This window comes from Gemmata sp. SH-PL17 (genome assembly GCF_001610855.1).
GTDB classification, from domain to species: Bacteria; Planctomycetota; Planctomycetia; order Gemmatales; family Gemmataceae; genus Gemmata; species Gemmata massiliana.
In genome coordinates, this window is record NZ_CP011271.1 from 7124196 (window position 1) to 7148216 (window position 24021).

Consider the following 24021-nt stretch of genomic DNA (forward strand, 5'->3'; position numbering starts at 1 on the left):
GTTACGATCCTCAACTCGGGCGCTGGCCGTTCAGCCAGCGCTCGAACACGTCTTGCCCGCGGGCGTAATCCTTCACCCACTCCGGCCGCGGGTCCACGCGGTCGCGGAACCGAACCATTGCGGAAACCGCGTCGGCCGCGGTGTACGGCTCCGCGACGCCCTGTTGCTTGCGCAGGTGGCTCTCCAATCCCGCCAGCGCCGCAACTGCCGCGCCCAGTGCTGGGCCTTCGTCGGACACGAGCCGTTCGAGCGGGCGGTTCAGGGCGCTCGCGAGGATCTCGCACATCAACTGACTCTTCGCCATTCCGCCGGACACGGTGACCCGCGTCACAATTTGCCCCGCCTGTTCGTGCTCGCGAACGGCCCGGGCGAGCAGGTACGCGAGCGCCTCCAAGCAGGCCCGCACCTTGACCGCGCGGTTCTCGGTGTTCGCCGGGTGCCACTCGACACGCGGCGCTTCGACCCCCACCGACGGTTCGGACAGCAGGAACGGCAGCACGGACGTCCCGTTGCAGAGCGGCGGAACCTTGGCCGCCTCTTCGACCTTGAACCAATCCTTTCCCGCGACCTCATCGAGGAACTGGGCGCCGTTGGAGTAGCAGCGCATCCAGAGGTACGGCCCCCAGTTGAGTTTCATCGCGTCGAGCGTGCCCGATTGCGGGAGCCGAGCTGACGACGAGTTCACGACTGCGGAGTTACCGAGGATGATCGCAACTTGCCCGGCCTCGACCGCCCCGCCGCCGATCAGCCCGGCCGCCTGGTCGTCGAGCGTGGGGAACACAAGGGGGCGGCAATTGGCCGGAAGATTGGCGTCGAGGCCGACCGAGTCGGACAGCGGACCAACGGGCTGGTTCATGTCGATGATGTCGGGGAGGCTCTCCCACGCGAGGGTGCGGTACTCGGGCTTCGCGATGGCGTCGAGCATTTCCTTGCGCCACTGGTTCGTGCGCAGGTCCATGATGCCCGTCGACGCGGCCGACGAAACGCTCGTGACGTCGAACCGCCCCGTGAGGTAACCCGCCGCGAGCGGGCCGTGTGGGACGACGCCATCGGTGCGCTTCCAGTCGGTTTCACTGAGAGCGTGCTCGTCCTTCACTAGGTGCGAGAGCGAATATCGAACGGCCCACGGTCCGCCGGTCAACTCTTTGACCCGGCCCTGTCCACCAAGGCGCTTTAAACCTTCTGCGTGGTACTGCGCGAGCGTCTGATCGTTCCAGCAGATCGCCCGACGAACCTGATTCCCGCGCCCATCGATCCGCCCCGCGGTGTGGTGGGTGGCCGAGATTCCGCAGCCACCGGTACCCCAATCGGCCACCCGTGTGCCCAGCGCGCCCGCAATCGCGCGGGTCGCGGCGCGGGCCTGTCCTTCGAGTTGCATCAGATTGAGTTCGGAAACGCCGCCCTCGGTCCACAGATCGGTAGGGAGCCGGACCTGGGCGACGGTGTTACCGGAGAGATCGAACGCGAGCGCCTTCACGCCGCCGGTGCTGAAATCGTAACCGACGATGATCGCGTTCGGCGGAACGCAGCGCAATAATTCGGGCATGTCAGAGAGGCTCCGGCGTGGAGAAACGGGGTGCGTTACCAGTAGAGTAGCGACTTACGCCCATCCCCTCGAACGGTATTCCTCCGGTACGTCGGGCGGAAGTGGTGGCGGTGCATTCCGCCCGACGCACGCGACGGCCGCGCGCACTTTGTCCGCCCAATCGGGATCGTCCGGCAGAACGACGCAGACGTTCCGGTCGAAGCGGTTCTCGGCCCACACGCCCCAACTGTCGTCGACGTGCAGGTGAATCCCGAACCGACCGGGGTTCTTGCTCGGTCCGCGGCGCCCGAACGCGCGCTCGTGGTGGTCCTGGTTGATGACGCGCCCGACCCGCGTGCCATAGCACCAGAGCCACCACGAAACCGTCCGCGGGTCCCGGTAAGATGTGGTGTAAACCCAGATCTCGTGGTCTTTTACAAGTTCGCGAAGCAGATCCGCCGCCCCGAGTCGGAGCGGCTCATAGACCCACGGCCGCAACCACCAGCGCACGCGGCTCGGTTCGTGCTTCGCACCGGCGTGGTAGCAGATGAGCGTATCGTCGAGGTCGAACGAGATCCGCATACCCGCGTTACGCGGCGCGTGCGGGCTCAGTTCAATGCGATCCGAAGTGCTGAGCCGATCAGGAGATCAAAGTCAAGGAACCGGCGGTACCGGGTGAAGGAGAAATGAAGATCGAGATTCTGGTTCTGCCGCGTTTGCGTATCCGGCGATCGCGTTCTATCTTCTCTCAGCGAACGGTCGGGTGCGTTTTGGGTGCCCGATCGGGGGCGTGCGTCGGCGCGTTCCGCGCGCCACACCTTTCATCCTCGAAAGGGCTAACCCGCCGCGAGGCGGGGGCGCAAAGCCACGGGCCTGCGGGGTACCCCACCAAACCACCCGCAGGTCGCCTGGTTGCCGAAGGGCTTGGCGGTGAAAACCTGTCCATCCCTGGGCCACGGGTCGGGTCACACCGGCCGGCGGCCTCCGCGTCGCGGAACACGGCTTATAAACCGGTGCCAACGCACGCCCCGCTATTTCAGAAACGCACGTCGGATCTGAGCATCAATACACAGTAAGAATCGAACCACACGTCTCACTTCAATCGCCACTACCACCAATCGCGCGGGCTACCGCGACGCGCACGTGCAAATTGTCCGCGTCGCGTAATTGAGGCGCCTCCGCGACCGTCAGCTCGAAATCAGCGACGGCATCGAGAATCGCAATGTGAAACCCCCAGGTCACCGCCGGAGGTTGGGCCAGTAGCGTTGTCAGTTGCTTCACTTCATCTATAGCAGCCAAGCCCGCAAGTTCGCGAACCGCCGATACCCGTAGGCGCTCGACTCGGGTCGCATCAGTGGCGATGGAGAGGAGTTTCGGGATCGCGTCACGCCGATCGGCGTGGGCTGCGAACGTGGAAAGCGTTTCGGAAGCGTGAATTCCGAACGTCTTCGGCCGGTGCAAGTGGTCCCACGCAACGGCCGCGATACGCGGGTCTTGTGGGAGTCGCTCGAGGCAGTACATCGCAGACCTTCGGACTCCGGCGTCGGAGTCACTCAACAATTCCAGCAACGCACTTGCGTCGGACCATTCCTGAAACGGGGTGGTTCCCCGTTGGCGGATTAATGGATCGGGGTGATTGAGCAGAACAGGTCGGAGTCGACTGCGATCAGCGACAGGATAGTGCTTCCATTTAGGCGCCCACAACTGCTCCTCGATCACCTTGGGGGAGGTGTCCGGATCGAGTAGCAGGCGCAGGATATCGGGTAAAGCGAGTGGTCGTGTTTCCTGAACCGCGGACGGTTTGCACGGCGCTTCAGCGGGCGGAGCCAATTCCTCGGCGGTGAAGGCCAAAAGATCCCGGACGGGTGTGAGCCACCGGCGCACGTGTGCGGCCACTTTCGGGCTATCGTCACGAGCGTGGAGCAAACAGTCGTAGCGGATCTCGTTTAGGCTCCGGCGGGCGGTGTCACGTATTTGCTCCGCCGGGTGATCGAGTAGCCCGTGTAGGCAACGGATGACGCGCACGGACGGATAATACTGGAGAGTAGCAGCGGCCTCGGTCGCTACCGCTTTAACGAGATCGCCCGTTGCCGCTACTAACGCACTCTCGGCCGCTACCGGTTCGTCCCAATACAGGAGCGCCGCTGCGGCTTCTCTTACCGTCGGGTCCGGGTCCGTCAGCGCGGCCACTTTTAGTCGCAAATCGGCCGGGCTATCGAAGAAAAACGTTATTCGACCGAGCGCGGCCGCGCGGAGCGGATCGTTCGGATCGGTGGCCACTCGCCGCAAGATGTCCGGACACGTACCCGCGCCCATGCGAAGGAGGGCGTGGTGCCTGAGAACCGGATCGCCCGTGGCCCACCAGCCCCGCACGGTTTCTTCCGACCAACCCGCGTCGAGGTACAGCATGTCTCGCAGGACCGTTCCGGCCGCTTCGCGGATCTCGGTCGGACGCGAGGTATCAGCCAGTACCCGTTCGAGAATCGGGACACTCCTCCGGTCCGACGCGGCATTCTGCGCCGCGACGAGATCATCTAATTCCTGAGCGGACAGTTCGGGATCGAGAAACCGGTCGAGCAGTCGGAACGTCCACCGGCGGTCGGCGGTTTCGGTAATGGTGTCGTAGGGGATCATGCAAACAGCATTGCGGACACCACGTAATCGATCAACCCTTTTACGGTCGTGTTGGGCGGAGCATTTTCCGGTAAAATGATCTTGTCTCTGCACCGGAGGCGAATCCGTGCCCAAGCACATCCGCTGCGCCTGTCGGGGCGAGCCGGACTGTCGGCTCTGTTTCGGGAGGAGGTTCTACGAGTACGAACCCGGCCCGCGCGGGTGGATGCCGTTCGTTTGCCCCACCTGTTCGGGGACGCGCGAGGTTACCGTGGAGGGTGCGGTAGAGAAGTGCTTCACCTGTGCCGGTACGGGTGCCGTGGACCCGGCCGACCCGCCGCGCGACGACAGCCCGCGCGGGCTAATCCGCAACTTGTGGCGCATTTTCTTCGGCGGCTGAGCGCCCACCGAGTAACCAAAGCGCGAGTTACGGCGCCTTGTCTTTTTTGGCCGGCGGCGGAACGGGTGGCGTCACGGGAGCGGGCCGCGGTCCGGGCCACCAGTCTTCCAGGAGCAACCCGGACAGTTCGGCCGCAGCGCGCCACGCCTCGCCAAGCGCGCGGTTGGCTTCCAGTTGCGCCTCGGCCAGCGCGCGCTGAGCCTGAATGACCTTCAGGTACTCGAACTGCCCACCCCTAAACGCGGCCAGTGACAACTTGTACGTTTCTTCCGCGCGCGGGATCAGTTCCTTCTGGTACACCGCGGCGCGGGCACGGGCCGCCGCATAACTCTGGTACGCGGTCGCGACGCGCGCGGCCAACTCGTTCTCGACCTGGCCGACCGACTGAATCGCCATGCCGAGTTCGGCCTTCGCCGCCTGGATGTTCCCCTGGTTGCGGTTCCACACCGGCACGGGCATCGCGATCCCGACCGCGCCGTCGTAGGACTTGTTCTCGAACTGCCGCACGAAGCCGGTGTAGACCGACACGTTCGGGATCGGTTCCGCTTCGGCACGGGCCACGGCCGCCCGCGCGCGTTCGATCCCGACGTGCGCAGAACGTACCTGCGGGTGGTACGCCAGCACCGCTTCGCGCACCACATCGGCCTCGTACTCGGGCAGGCCCTCGAACGTGCCCGTAACGCTCGCGGGGATCGCCGCGTGCGCGCCCGCGACGGCCGCCAGGCGCCGGTACACACCGGGCAGTTCCCGTTTCACCGACAGGAGTTCGGCCCGGAACCGCTCGCGCTCGATCTCCAGTTGGACGTAGTCGAGGCGCGCCAGCTGGCTCGCGTCGAGCAGGGTCTTCCCGTTGGAAACCGCCTCGTCCGCGAGCTTGGCCAGATGATCGAGGATCTCGGCGCGTTTCTGGAGCGCGAGGGCCTCGTAGAACGCGGATCGGACCGAACCGGCGATCGCGTACCGTTCGGCGACCAGTTCGAGCGTCGCCTGATCGATTTCCCGCGCCGCGACCGCCTGCGCGAGCGTGAGCTTCTTGCCCGTCACGATCGTCTGCGTGAGTTTCGGAGCGGTGAGGATACCGAGGCGGTCGCTGCTGGACCGGTCGCCGATTTCGTCCCAGTTAACCGCGACTTCGGGGTTCGGATACAGCCCCGCTTGAACGTGCCGCCCCCGCGCCGCGTCGATAGCGAGATTAGCCCGCGCGAGGCGCGGGTTCCGTTCAACCGCCAGCCGAACGAAATCATCGACCCCGGTGGGAGCGGCGGCGACAGGCTGATCGGAACCCGTCGGCGGCGCCGGCTTCTGGTACGCCGCTTGTTGGATCGGCCCCGCGGGGACCGGTCGCGTTGCGGTCGCACGCGGTCCCGGCACAGGCGCGGTGAGCGGCGACCGCGTCTCGGGTGTCGTGCAGCCACAAGCAAGAGCCGCCAACCCGCCGGTCCACACGAGTGACCGTTTCGGTAGTTCTCGGAGCCTGAATACCCACATGACGAACCCTCCGCGTGCTTCTAGCAGAGATTGATTTCCCTCAATTCGTGAGTGAGAACCAACTAGCAGCGGAAGGAATGGGCGTACCGCAAAGCATCTCGCCCGGGGCATGAAGTGGAGGCGGAAAACAAGAAGGTCGCGCCAACTAGAGGCGCAACGACAAAGGCGCGTTCATCGGAAACCGGCGAATCAATGCTCTGGTCGCCGTGACCGTGATCCGAACGCGGCTGCGATCCGGCTACGACGGCCGCGTTCCCCATCGTGTGGTGGTCACACGGTTCACCGGGCGATTCGCACGGCGAAGACGGCTCTTGCGCGTGCTCGTCCGAATGGCTCGGGACATTCGCGTGAGAAGCGTGGCAGCACTTACACTTGAGCGTGACCGGCGCGGAAGAAGCCGGCTCGCTGAGCTCCTTCACGAAACGGCACGGGCATAGACCGGCCCCGGTGACCATCCCGGTCACCAGGAAAGCCGCCGTCAGCACCCACGCGACAATCGCTCGAAACATTGCCATTCGCCCAAATGGTGGCGCTGGGGCACACAGCCCGCATAACCGCTACACTCATCGGCCGTCGTGGGCGACGAACTTCATACGACTTCCAGCCCGGGGTTGAAACCCCGGGCTATGTACCGGTGACCCCATTTGGGGTCACAAAGGCATTTGGCCTGGTTGGAGCACAAACCCCATTCGTTGTTTTCGGACCCCGAAGGGGTCACCGGGAATAGCCCGGGGTTTCAACCCCGGGTGTGGACTCGGAAGCGCGCCGGCGTCGGGTCGGTGGCCAATTGACCGCAAAAACCGATACTAAACAGCATGGAGGTACAACCGCGTACAACGGTTTCTCGGTCGGTGCTGGCGCGACACGTCAGCGTCGCAGTGGTTTTAACGTACCTCTTTGCGAGCGTCGTCACACTTCCGTCCGCGGCCCTTGGTACCGTTGCCGCTCCGAGCGAATCGACTTCCTCCAGTGAGGAAAGCGGCCCCGAGCCAGAAATGGTCTCGACGGCCACGCGCGTCACGCACGCAGCTCCTCATGCGGCCGAGTCGCAAACTTATCGCACCGTCCGACTGTACGCGCACTGCGCGCTGGCCCAATCGCTCTCCTCTTCCACCCACCCTGCCCTTCAATCGGCTCCGTTCTACCTTCGCTGTTAGTCGGCCCCCTCATTCCGTCTCACCCGTACCGGACCAGCCGGCACGGGGTTCCACGGCCCGAATCTCGAACGAGGAAGAGCCATGACCTGTTTCGCCGTCGGCGATCCGGCTAGCACCCACTGGGCGTGGACCGTCGCCGGGTTGCTCGCCGTTCCCGCTCTGGTTGCGCTAAACGGGTTCTTCGTCGCCGCCGAGTTCGCACTCGTCGCGGTGCGCCGAACGCGCCTCGAAGAACTGGTCAACCGAAACGCGAGTGGCGCCAAAGCCGCGCTCGACGCGGTCACCCACCTGGACCGCACCATCGCCGCAACTCAACTCGGCATCACGCTGGCCAGCATCGCGCTAGGGTGGGTCGGCGAACCGGCCCTGGCCCGGCTGATCGAACCGCTCACCGAAGCACTACTGCCCGGCGCGTGGGCGGCGACCGCGGCCCACGCCATCGCGTTTACCCTCGCGTTCGCCCTCATCACGTTCATGCACGTCGTCTTCGGGGAACTCATCCCCAAGACGCTCGCGCTTCAGACCCCGGACCAAACGTCACTGTGGGTCGCGGCCCCGCTCAACGTGTTCGTCCGGCTGACTCGACCGTTCGTCGCGCTCCTGAACGGCACCGGCAACCAGATCCTCCGGTGGTGCGGCTCCGCGCCCGCCGGGTCCGAGAGCAACGTTCACTCGGTCGAAGAACTGGCGATGCTGATCGAGGAGACGCGCGAGTCGGGCGTGCTCTCGGCGCAACAGGCCGAGTTCGTGCGCAAGGTGTTCACGCTGTCCGGCCGAAAGGTGGGCGACTGCATGGTGCCGCGCGAGCGGATGGCGGCCCTGGACCTCAGCACCCCGCCGGACCGCATACTCGAAGCGGTCCGGTCCGGCGCCCACACACGGATGCCGGTGTACGACGGCACGCTCGACAAAGTGGTCGGCGTGGTCAACACCAAGGATCTGTTTCACCTGTTCAGTTTGCGCGGACTGGTGGTTCTGGAAGACGCGCTCTACCCGCCGCTGTACCTGGACCCCAACGACTGCGTGGCCGACGCGCTGGAGCTGTTTCGCAAGGAACGGCGCCCGCTGGCCGTGGTGCGGGACAAGACGGGTCAGGTACTCGGCCTCATTACCGTAGAGGATGTGCTGGAACAGATCGTCGGCCAGTTGGAAGACGAACACGACCGGCCGACGCCCCGCTTGCGCCTCGGGCGCCGACCGATGCTGAGTCAACACCCGGGGGTTGAAACCCCGGGCTATTCCCGGTGACCCCTTCGGGGTCCGAAAACAACGAATGGGGTTTGTGCTCCAACCAGGCCAAATGCCTTTGTGACCCCAAATGGGGTCACCGGGAATAGCCCGGGGTTTCAACCCCGGGCTAGAGAAGGCACGACCCAAAACACTCCGCGTTTGCAATTCGTTGACAGAGTCCGGCTACAGAAAACGCTCGGAACAAGGTCTCCCCCGTTCCGAGCGTGCGACATGGCCTCGCTTCGATCGTTTCTCGTAACCCGCTCTCCGAATCTCGTGTGGTTACACCGCGTGGGGATACTGGGCCAGCACCCGTTCGAGCCGGGCCGCCGGGCGGGTGGCCGCGCGGATCTTCAGCACCTGGTAAGCAACTCCCATCACGAACAGGGCGAGCAGCGCGAGCCGGACCGGGATCAACGACGGGTCATTCGGCCCGCTTGCGAACGGCCGACCGGTCGGGAACCGCTTCAGCGTTTCGGTCGTGGTGAAGACCATGAGCATCAGGAAGCTCATCGAAAGTGCGACGGCCTGCGTGTAACCGGCCTTGCGCCATGCCCCACGAGTCGTCAGGCTTCCGATCGCGAGCAGCGCGAGTGTGAAGAGCCCGAACACCTGTCCCGGGGTGAACCCGAGCGTGAAGATGAACCCGAACCCGGACACGGTGCCCGCCAGCATGGTGCCGAGGTACCACTTACCGAGCCGGGTCTTCGGGTCGATCTTCCCGTACCGGGCAAAGGATACGAGCCCGAACCCGATCGGCAGGATGCTCACGGCGGTGTGTGCGATGGTGAGGGCGGTCATGGCTGTCTCCGTTTCGTCGGTTTCAACTTGCAACTGAAGAGATCTACCGCGTCACCAGTTGCACCTTGCAACCAAATTTCCAAAAAGCACTCCGCACCGGGAAAAGACCACAGAACGTGCCCATTTCGTAACGGAGGGCGCTCGACTAAATCGCCGAGAACGAGCGGCAGGTGTTCCTACAATGACGCCCGGAACTCCATCACACGGGAGGCGTTATGGCACGGGCCGGGCAGACCCACGAGACGCGGACCGCGGAACAGGAGTTCAACCGGCTGACGATCGACGGACTTCGGCCACTGGTCGCGCTCCTCGCGCCGAACCCGCCGAAGAAGAAGGGCGACCTCGTCGCCGTCCTGACGCGAGCGATGACCGACCTGGACCGTGTGCGTGCCCTCTACGACCAGCTCGACCGCATCACTCAACTCGCGGTCCGTGAAGCGACCCACGACCCGAACGGGCACTATTCGCGCACCCGATTCGTGGCCAAGTACGGCCGCGAGGTGGCCTGGCACGAACCCGCGCCGGAGCGCAAGTCGGGTTGGTACGACCAGCGCAGCGACCCGACCCACGCGGTCCTGTTCTTCCCCAACTACGACTACTTGCCCACGAACGTGCGCTCGATCTTGCTCACGTTCGTGCCGACCCCGGACCCGTTCCAGATCCGAACGAGCGTTGAACTCCCGACCGACCGGGCGCTCGTCTGGCCCCGCTGGTCCGAGAAGCCATCGGACGAGTCGGTTCCGATCCGCGTGCGCGAAACGGCCCGCGAAGCCGAAGCGGACCTGCCCGCCGTTCTCCGGCTGATCGACGCCGGCAAAATTCGTGTAACCGACAAGAAGCACGTCCCGACCGAGGCGACACGCAAAGCGATAACGGGCGTACTCTCCGGCGGAGATTTCTACACGGCCGCGGACGCAGACGAGCAGCGCGACGACCCGGCCCACGACGTGACCATCAAGGCGTTCGCGTGGCCGATGTTGGTCCAGGCCGCGGGGCTCGCGGAGAAGCGCGGGGACGCACTGAAGCTCACCGCGGCCGGGCGTGACGCCTTGAACAAACCGCCCGCCGACCTACTGGACAAGGTCTGGGCCGCGTGGCAGAAAACGCACTTGATCGACGAGTTCGCGCGGATCGACGTCATCAAGGGCCAAGGGCGCGTCGATTTTACGTCGGTCGCCACTCGGCGCAAGGCCGTACTCAACGTGCTAAAGGACTGTCCGCCGGGCGAGTGGGTCGCGATCGAGGACTTCTGGCGCCTCATGCGCGGCACCGGGCGCGGGTTCTCGCTCGTCGGGGAACGGGACGCCTGGGAACTCTACCTCTCGGAGCAGGAGTACGGCAGCCTCGGGTACGACGACACGCACGCCTGGGAGCAGTTTCAGGGCCGGTTCATTCTCGCGTTCCTGTTCGAGATCGCGGCGACCGTCGGGTTACTCGATGTGGCCTTCATCCCACCCCAAGGCGCCCGGGACGATTTCCGGGAGCGATGGGGGGCCGACGATCTGTCGTGCTTCAGCCGGTACGACGGGTTGTTGTTCTTTCGCATCAACCCACTCGGCGCGTGGTGTTTGGGGCTTGTTGAGGAATACCAGCCCGTAGCCCCGCAGAAAACAGACACGCTCCGTATCCTGGCGAATCTGGACGTGGTCGCGACGCGCCCGCCGGCTGCGGCCGCGGACCGGTTGATGTTGGAGCGCTTCGCCGACGAAATCTCCCCCGCGGTCTGGAAACTGTCCGCGGCGAAGATCATGGGCGTGGTCGAACAGGGCGGGCGCGTCGAGGAGTTGCGCGAGTTCCTGACGGCGCGCTCGGCGGACGACCTCCCGGCCACGGTCGAGACGTTTCTGAGCGACCTTCACCAGAAGGCCGGGCAGTTAAAGGATGGCGGACCGGCGCGGTTGATCGAGTGCGCGACCGAACACGTTGCCGCAGAACTGGCGCACGATCGACAGTTGAAGGGAAAGTGTGTGCTGGCCGGGGACCGGTTAATCGTGGTCCGGGAAGCCGATCTCGCGGCCGTGCGGAAGGCGATTCGCAAGCTCGGGTACGTCTGGCCCCTCGCGGGCGAGTGACCGTGCGGTGTCGCCCCGACACGCGATCCGGTTCCGGCGCGGCTATTCGTCCACGTCCCAAACGACGACCTTTCCCGTGTCGCTACCCGCTGCGGCCAGTGCCCCGTCGGGGCTGAACGCGACCGACCGCATCCGGCCGATGTCCCAGGTCAGGGTGCGCGCGATCTGCCCCGTCGCCGCCGCGTACAGTTTCACCGTTTTGTCGTTGTTCGTCGCCGCCAGGTGCGCCCCGGACGGGTGGTACGCGATGCCAGTAAACTGTTTCTTCCCGTCGTTCGTAATCACGGTCACCGGTCCGCCACCGATCGGGTAGAGGCGAATCGTTTCGCGCGTCCGGCACGCGAGGGTCCGACCGTCCGGCGACAGTATCATTTGGTCCGGGGCGTCGGCAAACGGCTCCGTGCTCGCCGACATCTCTCCGGTCGCGGTCATTCGAGTGACGCCCCGGTATTCCCACTGACGGGACGGCAGCAGCGTCCCTTCCAACAGCACGAAATGGTCCCCGGTCGGCAGGAAGAGCGGGGGCGAGTAAACGAGCGACGAAAAAAGCACTTCGCGGGTCGGTGCGCCGAGAGCGTTTGTTGCCCGAAGGGTTAACCGGGTTCCCTCGGTCGGCTTCGGCGATTCGACAATAACCAGGCGCGTCCCATCGGGCGACACACCGAACCAGAGCGACGCCCACGCCGGAACCTCAACGGGCACACCCGCCCCGCTGACCAAGTCGAGCGCGCAGAGGCGATCGTTCCCGACGAACAAGGTGCGCCCGTCCGGAGCGAACGCGAGTCGCTTCGCGGACGGAACTGGTGGGTGAAGGATTTCGGCCTTTGCCCCGTTCGCGAACGTCCGCCAAAGGGATACCCCGGCGGCCCCAATCGGAGTAACCAGCGTGGCCCCGGTGGGGGCGAAGAGTAGCTCGTCGATCCGCACTTTTGGCGCACCGGCCCGCATCACCATCATGGCCCGCCCTCGTGTTTGGAGAGAGGGGGAGTGTAGCACACCGAGTTGCGGGTCGGGAACGCGGTTGCTCTTCGCCAAATCGGAGCCGAACGCATTCACACAGCAGCATGATGAACGTGCGCGTGACAGACGATTCTTCTCCTCAATTCCTACGCGCCGCGCGGTCGATACAACCCGAGCAGCCGTAATCCGTCTCGTTCGGGGGTGAGCAGATGCGCAAGCGAATCGCGGCGGCGGGGTTGGGGGTACTTCTCGGCACAACCAGCGTCAGCGCGCAACCTGTTCCGCCGGCTACGTATCCGCCAGCGACCTACCCGCTGCCCGGCTCGACGCTTCCCGCACCGGCCGGTTTGCCCGCGTTCCCCGGATCTCCGACAGTCCCAAACACCCCGACAGCACCGGGATTACTGCCGCCACTGGCACCGAACAAGCTCCCGATTGGGGCGCCCTCACCGACGTTCCCGCCCGGCGCGCCCGGTAACTTCATGCCGAGCACGCCAACAACGGCCCCGGGGACGTCCGTACTGCCAAAACCACCCGTGGCGGTGTCGCCCTCCGAACTTCCGCTGCCACAACAGGAACGGAAGATCGCGATGCGTGCGACGGACGTGGCCGTCAAGCGCGTCGTGGGCGGGTGGGAGGTTTGGGCCGGGCAACACGTGCTGCGCAACACCGGCGACAACGAGACCGGCGCACGCGACGTGGCCCGCGTGATGCGCGAACTCCGGCCGACGGAATGGATCACCGTCGGCGCGACGAAACCGGTCGTCGAGTACGGCCTCACCAACGGGCGCCCGGCGGTCTCGGGCACGCCCCCTGTTGAGTCTAAAGACAGCAAAAATGGCAACTTCGGGAGCGTGGCAAACGCGAGCGGCACCACGCTTCAAATGGGCGCGACCGCGGCGCAGTTCGTTCAGCAGATCGACCTCCGCTCGACCCGCGTCGAGGCGATCCGCGGCGTGTGGTGCGTGCGCGACGAGAACAACATTCTGCTCAACTTCGGCACCGACAAGGGCGGCGCGGAACAGGCGAGCGCGGCCATTCAGAAGTACGGGTTCAACCGTATGGGCGTGGTCGGCACGCCCACCCAACCGGTCATGAGCTACCTGTTCGTCTCGCTCGAACAGCCGAAGGCCGTGCCCGGCGGTCAACTGATGCTGAGCGCCCAAATCGACGCCCTCTCGCGGACCGGTATCCCGATCCCGGGCGTGGGCTTCACCGGCGAGATGGTGAAGCTCGATCCGAACAAGGTGGAAGCGCGAAAAGACGGCGCCGAGTGGGTGGTCGCGTTCGGCCCAGAAGTGCTGGGCCGCTTCGGGCCAACGGAGTGGTCCGCGCGCGAGGCCGCGCGCACGATCCGGGACGCGAAGTTCACCGAGTTCTGCAAGCTCAGCGGTTCGACCGGGGTGACGTTCTTCCTCACGAACGAGAAGGCGCCCACGCGCGCACCGTTCAACGCCCAGGGCCGCAATTTCGACCCCGCGGCCCTGAAGGTTCAGCAGATCAACAACAAGTGGGCGGTCACGGACGCGGGTCGGCAAGTCTTTGAAGTGGCGAGCGCCCAAGAGGGCGAAACCATCGTCCGCGTGATGAAGGCTTACGGCTTCGATCAGACCGCGCACCTCTCCGCCGGCGGATCGAAGGGCGGGATCTCGTTCCTGGTGAAAAGCACCCGCCGCTAACCCACGAGAACGGTCGGTGCCACGATGCACCGGCCGTTTGTCGTATCCGTGATTGCGGTAACCGCGCCGGTCGGCTACCTTGCTCGCATGTTCTCGGATCGGTTTAGCTCGCTGCTTTGCAGCAGGACGATGTTGCGTCGTCCGAGCGCTCCGCTTCGCACCCGTCTCGGGGAAGGCTGTTCCAGCACCGCTATCGGCCAGGGGCTGGCCAAGCATGCTGCGGTCTGGGCCAACCTCGCGAGTCGCGGTTCCGCAGCATGCTTGGCCAGCCCCTGGCCGGCGGTGCCGCGAGCCTTCCACAACCCAGGTCGAGAAGTAAACATCCGAGAACGAACCGGGCCGCGGATCTTCCGCGGCCCGGTCGCTTTACCAGCCGAGCTTCGCGCGGAGCTGATCGAGCCCGCCCGTGAGTGCCGCGTCCGCGGTGGGGTACGTGACCGCGGGATCGTCGAGGCGCTTGCCGTTCAGGGTGCTGCTCACCGAGCACGCGAACTTCCCCACCGCGGGCCGCACTTCGAGTTTGTAAAGCGGTTGCGCTTCAAGTATTACGAACGTCGTTTCCGGGCGCACGCCCGGCTTCAGCGTCCCACTTCGAGCGGCCAACCAATCAGGCGCGTTCATTTCGTCCCCCATACAGATGTCGGTAGCCACTGATGCACAGGGCTTCCGCCCAGTGCTACAAACGCCGCTCCGCGGCTTGAAAGGCGTTGAGGATTTTGGTCTTCGCCCCGGAGGGGCCGTCTGACGTAGCACAGGGCGGAAGCCCCGTGTGTTATTCCGGCAACGGTTTCCCCTTCGTCTCCGGGAGGAACGGCAGCACGAACAGCCCTACGAGGAAAATACTACACATCGTGACGCCCGCGTAGCGGAACGCATCCGCGCCGTGGCTCACGAACACGACAGTTGTGAGTTGGCCGAGCGCCGCCGGCCCGAGCGCCGCCACGAGCCGACCCGCGTTGTAGCAGAACGACGTGCCCGTGCTGCGGAACTTGGTGGGGAACAGTTCGGGCAGGTAGATCGCGTACCCGCCGAACAGTGCGAGTTGACAGAACCCCATAATCGGGATCATCCAGAACACGTCGGCACGGGTCTTCAGGAACCAGAACGTCCCCGCCGTCGAGAGCATCGCGAGAACGAAGAACAGCGCGAATGTGGGCTTCCGCCCGAACACCCCGGTCACCCAACTAAACGCGAAGATCCCGAAGAACGCCCCACCGTTCTGTACCAGCGACGCGACCCCGCGCCACCACCCGATTTCGCCCTTCAACTGGTCCCCGCTCAACCCTTCACCGGCCAGTGTGGATTCGAGGGCGAGTTGCACCAAACGCGGCGAGAAGAATGCGATCCCCCACAATCCAATGACGCCGGCACCGGTCAACAGCAAGCCGCAAACCACACGCTTGTTCCACGGGCTTGTGGAGAAAATGCCGAGCAACGTGCCGAAAAACGCCTGCCACGGTGACGGCCGGGTTCCGAGGGCCTCCGCTTCCCGCATGGCCTTCCACTTCTCCGGTTCGCGGAGCGAAAACTGCACGATCACCAGCAGGATGCCGGGGAGAATCCCGATCAGGAACATCACCCGCCACGGGAGCAGCCATCCGTCCGCCGGGAATGCTCCGCCCTTTTGAAGTGAGCCGAGGTACATGTTGATGAGCGCGGCGGAACAGTTCCCGAGTACACTCGACGCCTGAAACAGCCCCAGGATATACGGCCGGGCGTTATTGGGAACCGTTTCGGCCAGAAGCACGACCGCCGACGCGAACGCCCCACCAACCCCCAATCCGGTGAGCAGCCGGTACGCCATGAAGTCCCAGGGTCCGGTCGAGAGGGCGCTCAAACCGGTAAACAGTGCGTACAAACCGATGGTCATCGTCAGCGTTTTCACCCGCCCAAGCCGGTCGCCCAGAACGCCGAACCCGATCCCGCCGATCGCCCACCCGATCAGGAACACGGACGTCGCGTAGGTGCCGTAACTGCCGACCTGCGGATCGCTCGCGGGTTTCTGCATCACGGTCGCGAGGGCCGGATCGCGGGCCAGCACGAAGAGCTGCTGGTCCATGCAGTCTAAATCCCAGGCCAGGCAGCAAACGACGAACACGAACCACTGGTAACGGGTCAGGTCTTTGAGACTGGCCCATCCGGTTCGCGGCGGGGGCGGAACGGAAGAATCAACGGACATTGGCAGCGCTCTTCTTGAAGCGAGTGAGTGGCGGGAACCCGAGAATCGGTCCAGGCGGTTCCGAAAACAGTACCCGGTCGCCCGATCCGACGCCAGCATTTCCGCGAGTGCCGCAAAGTCGCTATGATAGATTTTTCGCTTTCGCGAGAGCAGAGGTTCTAATCGGATGCCCGCAGAGCGCACGTTTCCGCTAGCGGTCGGCTTTCTCGGTGCCGGACAAATGGCCACCGCACTCGCGTCCGCGTGGGCGAAGGCCGGCCTGCTCGACGCCTCGCGCAGCCGCGCCGCGGACCCGTACCCGGACGCCCGCGCCAAGTTCCAGGCCGCCACGGGCATTAAAACCGTTGAAGCGAACCGCGACGTGGTCGCCGCGTGCGACGTTCTCGTGCTCGCGGTCAAGCCGCAAGTCATGTCAGCGGTTCTCGATGAGATCAAGCCGGCCAGCAGCGCGGCCCACTTGATCGTTTCCATCGCCGCTGGCGTCACACTGAAAACGCTCGGCGACAGCCTGGGAGCAGACACGAAGCTCGTGCGCGTGATGCCGAACACGCCGTGCCTCGTGAGCGCGAGCGCGACCGGTTTCAGCCCCGGCACGACCGCGACGCCCGACGACGCGGCCCTCGTCGAGCGCCTCTTCGCGGCAGTGGGCACAGCGTACCGGGTGCCCGAGCATCTACTGGACGCGGTCACCGGCTTGAGTGGCAGCGGCCCGGCGTTCGTCTACCTCTTCATCGAAGCACTGGCCGACGGCGGCGTCCGGTGCGGGCTCCCGCGACCAATAGCGCAATCACTCGCAGCGCAAACGGTGCTCGGCGCGGCGCGCATGGTACTCGAAACGGGCCTGCACCCCGGTGCCCTCAAGGACGCGGTCGCGAGCCCCGGCGGTACGACCATCGCGGGTATTCACGCTCTGGAACGTGCTGCGTTCCGCGCCGCCGCGATCGATGCGGTAGAAGCCGCGACAAAGCGTGCTCAGGAATTGGGAAAGAGGGAGTAAAGAACTCGCCACGGATCAACGCGGATAGCACGGATTAAGACAAGACGACTTCGGAGTATCGACGAAGTGATTTGTCTTAATCCTGTTCATTCCGTTAATCCTGTCAAAAAAATCTTCTGGTTTAGTCCGCGTTTATCGGTGTTCATCCGCGGCTGATTGGGTTGCGAACTCATGACAAATGAACTCGTTCTGATCTTCGACTTCGGTTCACAGTTCGGGCAACTCATCGCCCGGCGGGTGCGCGAGCAGAACGTGTTCTGCCAGGTGGTGCGCCACGACCTCTCGCCCGAGCGCGTGCGGGAACTGAACCCGAAGGGGATCATCCTCTCGGGCGGGCCGGCGAGCGTGTACGAGCCCGGGGCGCCGCACTGTTCTCCGGAAATCTTCAGCATGGGGATTCCCGTCCTCGCGATCTGCTACGGGATGCAGCTCGCGTGTCACTTCCTCGGCGGCAAGGTCGGCGGAACCGCCCACACCCGCGAATACGGGCGCGCGACGCTCACCGTGAACGAGCGGAACACGATCTTCCAGGGGTACCCGGCCGAATCGACCGTGTGGATGAGCCACGGCGACCAGGTGCAGAACATCAACGGCGATTTCGAGCCGCTCGCGTCTACGGACACGTGCCCGCTGGCCGCGGTGAAGCACAAGTCGCGCCCCATCTTCGGGTTGCAGTTCCACCCGGAAGTGGCGCACACGCCCCACGGCGGGCAGATCCTCGCCAACTTCCTCCGCGACGTGTGCGGGTGCTCCGGCCAGTGGAAGATGCAGGCGTTCATCGACAACACGATCGCCGACATCCGGGCCAAGGTCGGCAACAAGCGGGTCATCTGCGGGCTGTCGGGCGGGGTCGATTCGAGCGTGTGTGCCGCGCTCCTGGTGAAGGCGATCGGCTCGCAAGTGGCGTGCATTTACGTCGACAACGGGCTAATGCGCGAGGGCGAAACAGAACTGGTGAAGCACACGTTCCGCGATTGGTTCAAAGCCGACCTGCACGCAGTCGATGCCGGTGAGCGTTTCCTCTCCGCTCTTGCCGGCGTGACCGACCCGCAAGAGAAGCGCAAGATCATCGGGAAAGTATTCATTGATGTGTTTAAGCAGGAAGCGAAGAGCATCCCGGATGCCCACTTCCTCGCGCAAGGTACGCTGTACCCGGACGTGATCGAGAGCGGCGGGAGCGTAGACGGCCCGGCCGCGACGATCAAGCTGCACCACAACGTCGGTGGACTACCTGCGGAACTCGGATTCGAGTTAATCGAACCGCTCCGCGACCTGTTCAAGGACGAAGTGCGGCGACTGGGTATCGAACTCGGGCTGCCCGAAGACGTAGTGTGGCGTCACCCGTTCCCGGGTCCGGGGCTTGCGGTCCGGTGCCTCGGCGAGGTGAGCGAGCCGAAGCTCGCCACGCTCCGCAAGGCGGACACGATCTTCCTCGAAGAACTGCGAAAAGCGGGCTGGTACCGCAAAACATCTCAGGCGTTCGCGGTGCTGCTACCGGTGCAGTCCGTGGGTGTGATGGGAGACGGCCGCACTTACGAGAACACGATCTGTTTGCGGTGCGTGCAGACCGACGACTTCATGACCGCCGATTGGTCGCGACTCCCCGAAGACCTGCTCGCTCGCGTCGCGACGGCGATCATCAACCGCGTGAAGGGTATCAACCGCGTGGTGTACGACATCAGCAGCAAACCGCCCGCGACGATCGAGTGGGAGTAGGCCTACTCACCGCACGTGCCGGCCGATTGCTCCCTGGCCCGAGAATCATGCAGCCGCCCGCATCATTGGGCGGCGATTGATTTTTAAGTCAATTGGAGGTACGCTGGGTTAACTAACGGTGGGAGCAGGTTGATGAACCCGACCGTGATCTGGGACGACGATCCAGGCGGTAACGTCGAACACATTGCCGTGAACGGGTTGACGCCTGACGAAGTCGATGCGGTTCTACTCGATCCGTACCTTCCCACACAAACCAATCGCTCCACCGGTAGGCCGTGCAAGTTCGGGTAGACGCCCACGGGCAAGCACATCATCGTCATTTGGGACGAAGTGTACGACGACCCGCTCACCATCTACCCGGTAACGGCCTACGAGGTGGCACCGCCGTAACGGAGCGCGATGTGCCGACCGACAAAGATCAATCGAGTGTAAGCAAAACGGAACTCGCACGGCTCCGAGAGCGGGCCGCCGAAACGCGCGCAAAACTCGCACACAAGCCCGGCGTTCCCGAGTTACTCACACCAGAAGAACTGGCGGACGCGACCCCGTTTTACTTCGAGCTTCGTGCGTGCATCGCGGAACTGAAAAAGGCGCGCGAGGCCGCCGGATTGACACTCGCCCAGGTGTCTGAGAAAGCCGGTCTTGCGACCGAAACGCTGTCCCGCTTGGAAACCGGACAAGTGACGAACCCGACGTGGAAGACGCTCGGACTGTACGCGGTCGCGTTGGGGCAGAAACTGGTGCTGGGCACCGAGGCGTGACGAACCAGTTCGCCCGCGACGATCGAGTGGGAGTAGCCCTACCAATTCGGTTCCGACCGGCTGTGCTCCGAGTTCAATACTCGCTCCGCCGGTCAATACGTCCACCGGCGCGCCCGGGTTCAACCCCGGGGGCTCCAGAACCACTCTGTGCGCTTCGTCTTCCGACGATAACTGATGAGGGGACCGTCCTTCGCCTCGAACGCGGTCGGGCGCACGCTCTCCATAAACTCGGGCTTCCCGTCCTTCTCCACGACCGGCGGTGAGCCGACGCACACCCGCAATCGTTCGTTGTCGATGAGTTCGTAAATCGCTCGAACCGTGAGGCGATTACCGCTCGGGTCGGTTTGGATCAAGTCGAGTTCCTTCGGGGACTTGCTCGGGTCGATCGTGTACTCGAAGTCCTCGAACCGGTCCCCCAGGAACTGTTCCGACCACGTCTCTTCCGAAATGTTCGCGCACTTGCGGCGCTGGCCGCGGTCCTCGGTCCCTTTGGGCGAGCGGAAATCCACCACCACCCATTCGCCGAGGACGCACTGCGAATCGTTGAGCGGCGCGCGGTCGGAACACCCGCAGAGCACGACCAACCCGAGGAAGAGGAAGCGAAGTCGGTTCATGCCCCAAACATAGTTGACGATTACTCCAGCGGCGGCAAAATGTCCGGTTCGATCTGGTACGCATCGGCGAGCGAATTCGTGGTGTTGAACAGCCCCACAACGGCCATCACTTCACCGAGCGCCTCAACATCCAACCCGAGCTTCCGTACTGCCGCAGTGTGTGAATTCACGCAGTACGCGCAACCGTTGGTCGCGCTGACGGCCAGTGCGATGATTTCGCGCACCAGCGGATCGAGTTTGGACGCGCGCCCGCAGGCTTCCGGGTGCATGATCGCCTTCAACCGCGTCCACACGAGTTCGAGGTGGTCCGGGTTGGTGGCGAGCACGCGCCACAAGTTCGGCACGAAGGTGATGTTCTTCGTCGCTTTGATGTCGGCGAAGACCGCGGCGACTTTGTCGGTCGCGGCCTCTTCGGAAACGGGAGCCACGGTCGCGATGCGTTTGGCGGACATGACACGGTCCCTTCGGGTTTGGGGAGGGCAGATAGGCATTTCCTACGAACCCGCGCCGTACACTGTCAGTGGCCCTCAATCCTCCGCCCGCACGAGCCAATTCCTATGCGTGCTCTGACCTCTCGCGCTGCTATTTTCGCGATCACGGCGCTTTGCGCCGCGCCCCTGTCGCTGCCGAGTTCGGCGGCCGACGAACCCAAGAAAGACGAGTGGGTGTCGCTGTTCAACGGCAAGAACCTCGACGGCTGGACGCCCAAAATCACCGGGCACGAGTACGGCGACAACTATGGGGACACGTTCCGCGTGGAGGACGGTATCATCAAGGTGCGGTACGACAAGTACAAGGAGTTCGACGGCCAGTTCGGGCACCTGTTCTACAAGGACAAGTTCTCCCACTACCGGCTGAAAGTGGAGTACCGGTTCGTCGGCGACCAGTGCAAGGGCGGCCCCGGTTGGGCGACCCGCAACAGCGGCGTGATGTTCCACTGCCAAGACCCGAAGACCATGCGGAAGGACCAAGAGTTCCCGGTGTCGATCGAGGCCCAGTTCCTCGGCGGCCTGGGCAAGGGCAAGCGCACGACGAACAACATGTGCTCCCCCGGCACGAACATCGTGCTCGACGGCAAACTGTTCACGCCGCACTGCACGAACTCGAAGTCAAAGACCTACGACGGCGACATGTGGGTGACGGCCGAGATCGAGGTACACGGTTCCGGCACCGTGAAGCACTTCGTTGAAGGCGAGTTGGTGATGCAGTACGAGAAGCCGCAACTCGACCCGAAAGACGCCGACGCGAAGAAACTCATCAAGGACGACAAATTGCTGCTCGAAGAGGGCTACATCTCGCTGCAATCCGAGAGCCACCCCGTCGAGTTCCGCAAGGTCGAAATCAAAGTGCTGAAGAAGTGATTGTGTCGCGAATCCGACAGGCGCAACTCGACAATGGGCGGTGCGGTAGCCCGCCCTCGCGTCCAAGGCGAACGTCCGAGGCGCTCAGCGACAGTAGCTCGCCAGGGGTTGCGCGGTAGCTCGCCAGGGGTTGCGCGTTGCTCCACCCCTGGCTACACACCTACGCCCCATTCGGGGCTTAAAACCAACACCCTCTTTAGCCCCGGCAGGGGCGGCAGAGAGTAGCCAGGGGTGGAGCAACGCGCAACCCCTGGCGAGCTACCCTAGCTACAAACTCACCCCTTCACCCCTTCACCCCTTCACCCCTTCACCCCTTCACCCCAAAGGGCAGTTACCGAAGCGTTACACCCCCGGCAAACGGATTCGCTTACAATCTCGTCGGATATGACGAAGGGCCTTCGTGCCCGCGCCCGTATTCACGTTCGCTCCGGAGGTTCCGCGCATGTCACGCTCCTTCCGCGTCGCCGCGCTCGCGGCCGTCGCTGTACTCGCGCTCGGCACCAGCGTCCCGCTCCCCGCGGCCGACGCACCCAAGCCCGCGGAAGCGGCCAAACCCGCCGAGGGCAAACCCATCGACATCGTCATCTGTCTCGACGTCTCGGGCAGCATGAACGGGCTGATCGACTCCGCGAAGATCCAGCTCTGGAACGTGGTGAACGAACTGGCGCGGATCAAGCCCACGCCGCAACTGCGGGTCGGGCTCTACGCCTACGGCGCGACCAAGTACGAAGCGAAAAAGGGATGGGTTCACAAGGAAGTCGATCTGACAGAAGACCTCGACGAAGTGTACAAGGCGCTCAACGCCCTGACGACCGGCGGGGGAGACGAATACGTAGCCCGCGCCGCGAAGACAGCCATCGACGAACAGAAGTGGAGCGCGGATAGGGGCGCGCTCAAGATCGTCTTCGTGTGCGGTAACGAGCCCGCCGACCAGGACAAGCAAGTCGCGCTCGCCGACGTCGCGGCACTCGCGAAGCAGTCGGGCATCGTCGTCAACACGATCTACTGCAAGTACGGCCACGACCAGGAGATCCCCGGGTGGGCCGGGTTCGCCGAATCGTGCGGCGGGCGGCACGTCAACATCGATCAAAATAAGGCCGCCCAACAGGTCGTCGTGAAGACCGAGTTCGACGGGCAAATCATCAAGCTCGGCGAGGAACTGAACAAGACCTACGTCGCCTACGGTAAAGAGGGCAAGGCGAAGGCCGAGAACCAAGTCGCTCAAGACAAGAACGCCGCGGCTGCTCCCGGTGGGGCAGGTGGCGCCCCAGCCGCGGCCATCGACCGCAGCATGACCAAGGCCGGCGGGCTGTACCGCAACGCGACCTGGGACTTGGTCGACCGCATGAAGGAGAAAGACTTCGACATCACGAAGATCAAGGAAGAAGACCTCTGCGACGAGTTGAAGAAGATCAAGCCCGAGGAGCGGCTCGACTACCTCAAGAAAAAGGCCGCGGAGCGGACCGACCTCCAGAAGAAGATCGCGGACCTCTCCGCCCAACGGCAGAAGAAGATCGACGAGGAACTCGCCAAGAAGCCGAAGTCCGACGCCGAGAAAGCACTCGACGAGGCATTCAAGTCTGTCATCCGCGACCAAGCCAAAGCCAAGGGCTTCGGGGTCGCCCCGGAGAAGAAATAGGCCACAGTCTCCCGCTCCGTGACCGTCGCCGTTTGCCCAATGCGTGGCGAACCGCGACGGTCACGGAGCGGGTGGAACCATCACGCGACAATTGAACCCGCCGAATTTGCCCACCGCGACTCCCCGTCTCGTTCCGAGGTTCCACCATGATCCGCTTCGCACTGGCCCTGGCGCTGCCACTCGCACTCGTAACAGCGACCCATGCAGCGGACCTGCCGGCCGGAACGTGGGCCGCGAACGCGGACGGTACCAAAGGCGACCTCGTTATTAAGGGGATCAAGAACGGTGAAGTGACCGGCTCGATGCTCGGTACCGATTTCACCGGCACCTGGAACGGGAAGGTGCTCACGTTCGCGATCGGTACCAGCACTTACGAAGCTCACCTCGTTACCGAACCGGGCGAGAAGGACCAAACCAAGTACACGCTCACCGGCACGCGAGCGCAAAGCAACCGCGTCGAGAGTCGTGTCGTGATTCACATCGCCAAAACCGGTTGGTACGCCCAAATGACCGCCGCCACGCCCGTGCCGCAGGGCGAGATCGCGGCCCAAGTTCGTGGGGTGCTGGTTCTGGACGGGACTACCGCCTACGTTTCGGTCAAGCGTAAGGCCGGTGCCGAGATCGAAGAGACGCGCATCTGGGTGTACGCGAGCGAGGGCGAGTGGAAGAAGCTCAACAGGACGCTCCCGCCGCTCAACGGCAAGGAAGTGACGGTCACCGCGAAACTCTCCCAGATGACAAGCAAAGGCGCCTCGATCCCCGAAGGCGCACTGTATTTCCTCGGCCAATTTGAACCGAAACTCGCCGATCTCCCCAAATAACTCGCTCC

21 protein-coding genes and 1 riboswitch are annotated in these 24021 nt (G+C 64.2%); of the genes, 11 read left to right on the forward strand and 10 right to left on the reverse strand.

Going from position 1 to position 24021, the window contains the following annotated elements; all coding sequences use genetic code 11:
• Positions 1-10: 10 nt before the first annotated feature.
• The 3 genes from VT84_RS29420 to VT84_RS29430 all read right to left on the reverse strand — a co-directional run bounded on the left by VT84_RS29420 (position 11) and on the right by VT84_RS29430 (position 4159).
• A complete protein-coding gene (locus tag VT84_RS29420) occupies positions 11-1546 on the reverse strand; it encodes a xylulokinase (protein WP_082842013.1) in 1536 nt (511 codons plus the stop codon).
• Positions 1547-1600: 54 nt separating this feature from the next.
• Positions 1601-2107 (reverse strand): hypothetical protein, encoded by a 507-nt coding sequence (locus tag VT84_RS29425; protein WP_082842014.1) that lies wholly within the window; start codon positions 2105-2107, stop codon positions 1601-1603.
• 242 nt (positions 2108-2349) lie between these two features.
• A riboswitch (cyclic di-GMP riboswitch) is annotated at positions 2350-2445 on the forward strand.
• 178 nt (positions 2446-2623) lie between these two features.
• Positions 2624-4159: a hypothetical protein gene (locus tag VT84_RS29430; protein ID WP_082842015.1), complete on the reverse strand. Its 1536-nt coding sequence runs from the start codon at positions 4157-4159 to the stop codon at positions 2624-2626.
• 106 nt (positions 4160-4265) lie between these two features.
• On the opposite strand from VT84_RS29430, the gene VT84_RS39005 reads away from it, so the two are divergent.
• Positions 4266-4538 (forward strand): hypothetical protein, encoded by a 273-nt coding sequence (locus tag VT84_RS39005; RefSeq protein WP_157469962.1) that lies wholly within the window; start codon positions 4266-4268, stop codon positions 4536-4538.
• 27 nt (positions 4539-4565) lie between these two features.
• Here VT84_RS39005 and VT84_RS29435 read toward each other — a convergent pair whose 3' ends face one another.
• A complete protein-coding gene (locus VT84_RS29435; protein ID WP_162271886.1) occupies positions 4566-6026 on the reverse strand; it encodes a TolC family protein in 1461 nt (486 codons plus the stop codon).
• Between the two features lie 1238 nt (positions 6027-7264).
• Between VT84_RS29435 and VT84_RS29440 the strand changes: the two genes are divergently transcribed.
• Positions 7265-8431 (forward strand): hemolysin family protein, encoded by a 1167-nt coding sequence (locus VT84_RS29440; protein WP_082842017.1) that lies wholly within the window; start codon positions 7265-7267, stop codon positions 8429-8431.
• 264 nt (positions 8432-8695) lie between these two features.
• On the opposite strand, the gene VT84_RS29445 is transcribed toward VT84_RS29440, so the two are convergent.
• Complete coding sequence (locus VT84_RS29445; protein ID WP_082842018.1) at positions 8696-9214, reverse strand: hypothetical protein; 519 nt, start codon at positions 9212-9214, stop codon at positions 8696-8698.
• A gap of 215 nt (positions 9215-9429) precedes the next feature.
• Here VT84_RS29445 and VT84_RS29450 point away from each other — a divergent pair, with 215 nt between their 5' ends.
• On the forward strand, positions 9430-11286 hold the full coding sequence (locus VT84_RS29450; protein WP_082842019.1) for a helicase-associated domain-containing protein: 1857 nt from the start codon (positions 9430-9432) through the stop codon (positions 11284-11286).
• 42 nt (positions 11287-11328) lie between these two features.
• On the opposite strand, the gene VT84_RS29455 is transcribed toward VT84_RS29450, so the two are convergent.
• Positions 11329-12243 carry a WD40 repeat domain-containing protein gene (locus VT84_RS29455; RefSeq protein WP_082842020.1) on the reverse strand — a complete coding sequence of 305 codons (915 nt, stop codon included), beginning with the start codon at positions 12241-12243 and terminating at the stop codon, positions 11329-11331.
• 212 nt (positions 12244-12455) lie between these two features.
• On the opposite strand from VT84_RS29455, the gene VT84_RS29460 reads away from it, so the two are divergent.
• A complete protein-coding gene (locus tag VT84_RS29460; protein WP_082842021.1) occupies positions 12456-13925 on the forward strand; it encodes a hypothetical protein in 1470 nt (489 codons plus the stop codon).
• Positions 13926-14291: 366 nt separating this feature from the next.
• Here VT84_RS29460 and VT84_RS29465 read toward each other — a convergent pair whose 3' ends face one another.
• Together VT84_RS29465 and VT84_RS29470 are read right to left on the reverse strand one after the other, a co-directional pair.
• Positions 14292-14546: a hypothetical protein gene (locus tag VT84_RS29465; RefSeq protein ID WP_157469964.1), complete on the reverse strand. Its 255-nt coding sequence runs from the start codon at positions 14544-14546 to the stop codon at positions 14292-14294.
• 151 nt (positions 14547-14697) lie between these two features.
• The gene (locus VT84_RS29470; protein ID WP_082842022.1) at positions 14698-16104 is read right to left on the reverse strand and encodes an MFS transporter; all 1407 of its coding nucleotides are present in this window, start codon (positions 16102-16104) and stop codon (positions 14698-14700) included.
• Positions 16105-16270: 166 nt separating this feature from the next.
• Between VT84_RS29470 and proC the strand changes: the two genes are divergently transcribed.
• The 4 genes from proC to VT84_RS29485 all read left to right on the forward strand — a co-directional run bounded on the left by proC (position 16271) and on the right by VT84_RS29485 (position 19578).
• Positions 16271-17101 (forward strand): pyrroline-5-carboxylate reductase, encoded by an 831-nt coding sequence (proC, locus tag VT84_RS29475; RefSeq protein ID WP_082842023.1) that lies wholly within the window; start codon positions 16271-16273, stop codon positions 17099-17101.
• A gap of 171 nt (positions 17102-17272) precedes the next feature.
• A complete protein-coding gene (guaA, locus tag VT84_RS29480; protein ID WP_204249662.1) occupies positions 17273-18817 on the forward strand; it encodes a glutamine-hydrolyzing GMP synthase in 1545 nt (514 codons plus the stop codon).
• A gap of 132 nt (positions 18818-18949) precedes the next feature.
• Complete coding sequence (locus VT84_RS39010) at positions 18950-19108, forward strand: hypothetical protein (protein ID WP_157469965.1); 159 nt, start codon at positions 18950-18952, stop codon at positions 19106-19108.
• Positions 19109-19218: 110 nt separating this feature from the next.
• Complete coding sequence (locus VT84_RS29485; RefSeq protein ID WP_162271887.1) at positions 19219-19578, forward strand: helix-turn-helix domain-containing protein; 360 nt, start codon at positions 19219-19221, stop codon at positions 19576-19578.
• A gap of 119 nt (positions 19579-19697) precedes the next feature.
• Here the strand turns inward: VT84_RS29485 and VT84_RS29490 are convergent, their stop codons facing one another.
• Both VT84_RS29490 and VT84_RS29495 read right to left on the reverse strand, forming a co-directional pair.
• Complete coding sequence (locus tag VT84_RS29490) at positions 19698-20192, reverse strand: hypothetical protein (RefSeq protein ID WP_052556605.1); 495 nt, start codon at positions 20190-20192, stop codon at positions 19698-19700.
• Between the two features lie 20 nt (positions 20193-20212).
• On the reverse strand, positions 20213-20629 hold the full coding sequence (locus VT84_RS29495; RefSeq protein WP_410000409.1) for a carboxymuconolactone decarboxylase family protein: 417 nt from the start codon (positions 20627-20629) through the stop codon (positions 20213-20215).
• Between the two features lie 120 nt (positions 20630-20749).
• Here VT84_RS29495 and VT84_RS29500 point away from each other — a divergent pair, with 120 nt between their 5' ends.
• From VT84_RS29500 to VT84_RS29510, 3 genes are all read left to right on the forward strand, one after another.
• Positions 20750-21553 (forward strand): DUF1080 domain-containing protein, encoded by an 804-nt coding sequence (locus VT84_RS29500; protein WP_082842026.1) that lies wholly within the window; start codon positions 20750-20752, stop codon positions 21551-21553.
• Positions 21554-21995: 442 nt separating this feature from the next.
• The gene (locus VT84_RS29505; RefSeq protein ID WP_082842027.1) at positions 21996-23192 is read left to right on the forward strand and encodes a vWA domain-containing protein; all 1197 of its coding nucleotides are present in this window, start codon (positions 21996-21998) and stop codon (positions 23190-23192) included.
• 146 nt (positions 23193-23338) lie between these two features.
• On the forward strand, positions 23339-24013 hold the full coding sequence (locus VT84_RS29510) for a hypothetical protein (RefSeq protein WP_082842028.1): 675 nt from the start codon (positions 23339-23341) through the stop codon (positions 24011-24013).
• Positions 24014-24021: the final 8 nt, after the last annotated feature.